Here is a 4,664-nt window from a genome sequence, read left to right as displayed (position 1 = left end):
AGGGGGAAGCCTGCGCGTCCGTACATCGTCCGCTTGAGCATTTTCAGGCGGCTAATCCGACCCTCCGCCTGACCGTTGCTCCATGACGTCGTCAACGCGGCACGCACCGCCGCTCCGTCCCGCTCCAGACCAGCAGCGAACGTCTCGAGGGCCGGTATGCCACTGAGGCGCTCTGCGTCGAGCCAGAGGTCGAGTTCGCCGGCAGGATCCGAGGGCCGGCTGCCATCATCACAGCAGCTTCGCACCAGAACTGCGAACCGCTGCGCCAGTTCACCAAACCGGGCCGCCTCCGGGTCCTGCTTGATCTGGCCAATAGCGGCGGTCGCAGGGGGCAGTCGACCCTCGACGGGCTGGGTCAGGAACCAAGCCAGTTGCTTGGGAGACGCAAGAGGGATCGCATCGGTGACCGGTGGGGACGTCCGGACCAGCCATTTGCGGGCGGTGCGCCGCGCCGGCCTCATGCGACGCCCGGCAACGAAGCGGTGAACCTGCCGGTGCGTACCGCTGAAGCCATGCTCGCGCAGCTCGCGCCAGAGCTCCATCGCGTTCTTGCACCCCTCGGTCATACGCTGCTCCAGATGCGCACGGTAGGGATCGAGGCGGCTGGGGCTTGGGCGACGCATTGCGCGCTCCGGAAAGCTCTCGGCCTGGGCATACTTGCGCATCGTCCCGCATGCGAGGCTCGTCTTCCGAGCGATCGCCAGCAAGGTCTTACCGCCCTGGAAGCGCCGACGCACATCCTCGCAGGCGGCCAGACGACGGGTACGGCTGTCGAGGCCTAAGGCGATCTCGGCCTCACTCCGGCGGTAGGCCCGCAGACGTTGTCCGGGCCGTCGTGCCTCTCGGGCGGCAAGGCTCGGCAGACGTCGTAAGCGTCCATGGACGCGAGCGAGCCAACGCTCCACGACCTGGCGCAGGTTGAGGAGCAGATGCCATCGGTCGGCAACCTGAAGAGCGGCGGAAGCGCCCATAGTGGCTGCGCGCGCGTATTCGGACGAGCGGTCGCGCGTGATGACCGCAATCCCGGGATGGCGACGGAGCCACGTGGCGACGGTCGTGCTGGAACGATCCGGCAGCAGGTCGATGGGACGTCGCCGGTCGAGATCGACGAGGAGCGTGCCGGAGGAGGCCTGCAGGAGGGGTACGACCTCGGCCTCGAAGATCTCGGCCAGAGGATCGGGCCGCCGTCGACCCCTAGGGCCTGTCGTCGCCTGAACAGATTGGCTGGGCTTGCGTTTTCGTCTCTCTGATGGAGGAGGGACGATGCTGAGCGACGCGCAATGGGCTGATCTGGAGCCTCTGGTTGAAGCCTGCCGGCCCAAGGCCAAAACGCCTCCGCAGGATCTGCGGCGCACGCTCTCGGCCATCCTTTGGCGGCATCAGAACGGAGCCAAATGGCGAGCTATTCCCGAGGAATTGGGACCCTGGTGGCGGGCTGCCCAGATCTTCATCCGCTGGTCGCGTGCCGGCGTCTGGGAGCGGCTTCTTCACCTCGTGCAGGAGCGCGGTGTCCAACTCGGTATGGTGTTCCTCGACGGCACGAACGTTCGGGCGCACCAAAAGGCGGCGGGAGCCGCCAAAAGGGGGATCTGCAGCCGAGCGAGACGCTGGTGAAGCTGTTGGCCGCTCGCGTGGCGGGTATGGCACCAAGGCTTGCGTGATCGCCGACGGGCAGGGCCGCGCCCTCGCCTTCCGGCTGGCGCCCGGTCAGGCCCATGAACTCCCTCACGCTGTTCCCCTGCTCGACCAACTGCCGGGGGTGCCCAAATGGGTCGTGGGGGACCGCGGCTATACCAGCCACGTCTTTCGCGAACACATCTGGAATATGGGCGCTCGGCCTGCGATCCCGCCTCAGCGCCACGAAGCGCCCGTCGCTTGCCCGGATTGGATCTACAACAACCGCAACCAGGTCGAGCGTCTCTGGGCCAGGCTCAAAGAGTGGCGCGCCATCGCCACACGCTACGAGAAGACTGCCGTCAGCTTCATGGGTGTCCTCTCCCTCGCAGCCGCCCTCGATTGGCTCAAGCGATGACACGCCCTAGGAGCCTTCTTCAGAGACGGCAGGCGTGGATCCTGCTCGATGCGGTCGGCGGTGGCGGGACTGAAGCCGGCCTTGGCCGCCGCGGCACGTCGCGGGTCGGTCTGACGGAACTGCATGTAGAGCCTGATCTGGCGATCGCTCACATGGCGGCCGGGCATGCGGGACCCCTCTTCGGCGAGGAGGGCCGTCCGCACAGCCGGTCAACTGTGATCGCCAGATCTCGTTCGCGTCCCTACACTCGGGCTTCGCCCTCTCTCCAGGACGCGAACGAGATCAGTGCCTCATCTTGATTGTCGCGCCGTCACCATTCTGATTGTCGGGCCGCAGGAATGGCAATGACGAGATTGACGCGGTTTGCAGCCCTGGATCGGACGAGCTCCAGGCCGACGGCTCGCGTAAAGGGGTAATCCTGGTCCAGCGCCGCGAGGAAATCTCACTCGCCGCTGAACCCTGGTCGACTTTTTCTGCAGCATGCTACGGCGGCGTGCGACCCAGAATGAAAATTAAACTTAAAAAAATGCCCATGCCGTAATATTCACCTCTTGTGCTAACATAAACGAAAACTTCAACATCGAAAGCTACCTGATCAGATAAAAAAATCAAAAATTGGTCTATATTATAGCTTTCAATATGCAAGAAAGTCTTTTATCCAATAAGTTACCAACCAAAGCTACGTCTCAGCTAAGAGAGACGACAGCCGATGGACAAGCGCTGATGTGTTTACACGAAACGGGAAATGAATTTCCCTTCCGCATGAACGATCAGCAACGCCCTCAAATACTACATAACGCAAATTTAAAGAACTAAAAAGGCACATGTGCGCATGGATCCAATTTGGTTCGCTTTCAATATCGACAATAATTGTTCCAGGCCGGCAAAATACAACGTTGAACATTCCCGCCCCGGATTGACCTACTACAATCTGAGAGCTCGAAAAGATTGAAATTTGTTCACTAATAGAAATTTCCTCAGGCCGAATGATTTTAAATTTTAATTGCTCAACTGCGTGTATGACTTCTTCTGCATTGACCATCCGCCTATATCCAGAGCGTGTTGAAGCAAGACCCTCCCGTGAAACAAAAACGCGCGAGGGGTCTTTTCGGCCATTGTCGAAACCAGAAATGCTTCGATATAAACCCAGGCTACTTTCGTCGAGATAGGCTTGCGGATTGCGCAACGTCGGAATAAGGGCATGATTTAAATGATAGACTATTTCAGGATTATGGCTTATAATGCGCTCCTGCTCAATGCCAGCCTTTGAGAGTATTTCCTTGATTGATGAGCTAACACCCGGGACAAGAATCTTATAGTCCGAGACTACCAAAAGCCGAAGCGCGAGCTTCGGAAGCACTCTAAATAGAAAAGATCCATAGTTATTTGGCTCATCTGAGCATATAACAATAACTTTCTCGTCAATAAACACCTCTTGTCGCTGGCCCTGCTGAAACTCAAACCCTGTTTCATTAATTCGACGAAGTTTCGTTTTTTCATTTTGAAACTCGTCTTCGTGTGATAATTTGCTTAAATAACGTGTTAATTCATCATTGTTGGTAAATATCTGGTCGTTAAAGAATCTATTATCTTTTGTTAAAAAGGTACGGAAACCAACCAATTTCACTTCAGATTCGGAGATCAGTGCTATAGGAGGATAATCAACTATCCTGGTACTCAGATCGCCGAACAATTTCACTTTATCCGGATCATCATGGATGTCTGGCCTGCGACGAAGAAACTGCCGATTCTCAGATCCTTGTTGGATCCAAATCGATCTGGCATTTAAATTCATTACTTCGCTAAGTGTGGCGGATGGAAACTTACTGACATCCACAAAATCGAAATTAGATAAATCCCTCATTAATTGAATCCCTTTTCAACTATTTGTTCGATCAGATCTGTTTTTAAACATATTTTACGCAGTTTTTGTTCCGCCTTAGACATAGGAGAGGCGTAAGGTTGTTATGTTTCGGAGAATGGCGAAATTCCACCGTTAAGGGTCAGGCTTACCGATCATCAATTGCACTCGTAGATTTTATGCGGTTTCCAAAAGCTTTTTTCACTTAAGTCCTGAAGGTAATATATTTCTGATTTGACGGTTTTCCTTTTGTGTGGCTCTTTACCAATAAGAGCTGGCTCGGTTTGTGTTTCATGCCGTACAGAAGTTTTCGGGCCGGGACAACATGGGTGGCGGAAGCTCGAGACGTCAAGCCGCTCCGGATCGCGCGAAGTCAATCTTCGCCTTCATGGGACCGCCGTCTCTCAAGGCGCTGTTGCGCATCGGCCAAGGATAGTGACTACGAGGAGGCCAGTCACTCCGCTCGATCCCCACTCTAGAGCCGTTCCCTTTCAGGTTGGCTCGTAGGCATCGTATCCGGCAGCGGCGAGGTAGTTTCGGCACTCATCCGGTTGGACGGCGGCGAACGCAGTCTCGATGGCGGTGGTTAAATCGGCGGCGGTCCGTGCTGCAGCCGTTCGGAGGAGGGCTTTTACCTTGGCAAAGACCTGCTCGATTGATGGTGTGGATGGCTCCTGCTCCCGGGTTTGCGTTGGGGCATAGTCGGGATGTTGTCGCCTCACGCTGAGGAGCCACCCATGTCCGAGCTTGCTACGGTCGGTATCGACCTCG

At 56.5% G+C, this 4,664-nt stretch carries 2 protein-coding genes and 3 pseudogenes; 1 reads left to right on the top strand and 4 read right to left on the bottom strand.

What is annotated here, in order from left to right:
- Positions 1–1,127, bottom strand: a pseudogene (locus MKK58_RS09960) (ISL3 family transposase); the annotation flags it as partial.
- 136 nt (positions 1,128–1,263) lie between these two features.
- Here MKK58_RS09960 and MKK58_RS09955 point away from each other — a divergent pair.
- A protein-coding gene (locus tag MKK58_RS09955; RefSeq protein WP_243911928.1) for an IS5 family transposase occupies positions 1,264–2,032 on the top strand; the annotation gives its coding sequence in 2 pieces (ribosomal slippage) (positions 1,264–1,580 and positions 1,579–2,032; 771 coding nt in all).
- Here MKK58_RS09955 and MKK58_RS09950 read toward each other — a convergent pair.
- From MKK58_RS09950 to MKK58_RS09940, 3 genes and pseudogenes are all read right to left on the bottom strand, one after another.
- A pseudogene (locus MKK58_RS09950) lies at positions 2,026–2,199 on the bottom strand (IS21 family transposase); the annotation flags it as partial. The gene MKK58_RS09955 and the pseudogene MKK58_RS09950 overlap by 7 nt on opposite strands.
- A 512-nt stretch (positions 2,200–2,711) precedes the next feature.
- Positions 2,712–3,896: a glycosyltransferase family 61 protein gene (locus MKK58_RS09945; RefSeq protein WP_243911927.1), complete on the bottom strand. Its 1,185-nt coding sequence runs from the start codon at positions 3,894–3,896 to the stop codon at positions 2,712–2,714.
- 488 nt (positions 3,897–4,384) lie between these two features.
- Positions 4,385–4,664 (bottom strand): annotated as a pseudogene (locus MKK58_RS09940) (hypothetical protein); the annotation flags it as partial.

It is taken from the genome of Methylobacterium sp. J-078, from assembly GCF_022829285.1.
GTDB lineage: Bacteria > Pseudomonadota > Alphaproteobacteria > Rhizobiales > Beijerinckiaceae > Methylobacterium.
The sequence above is the reverse complement of the archived record's forward strand: the minus strand, read 5'-3'. Positions and strand labels throughout refer to the sequence as shown.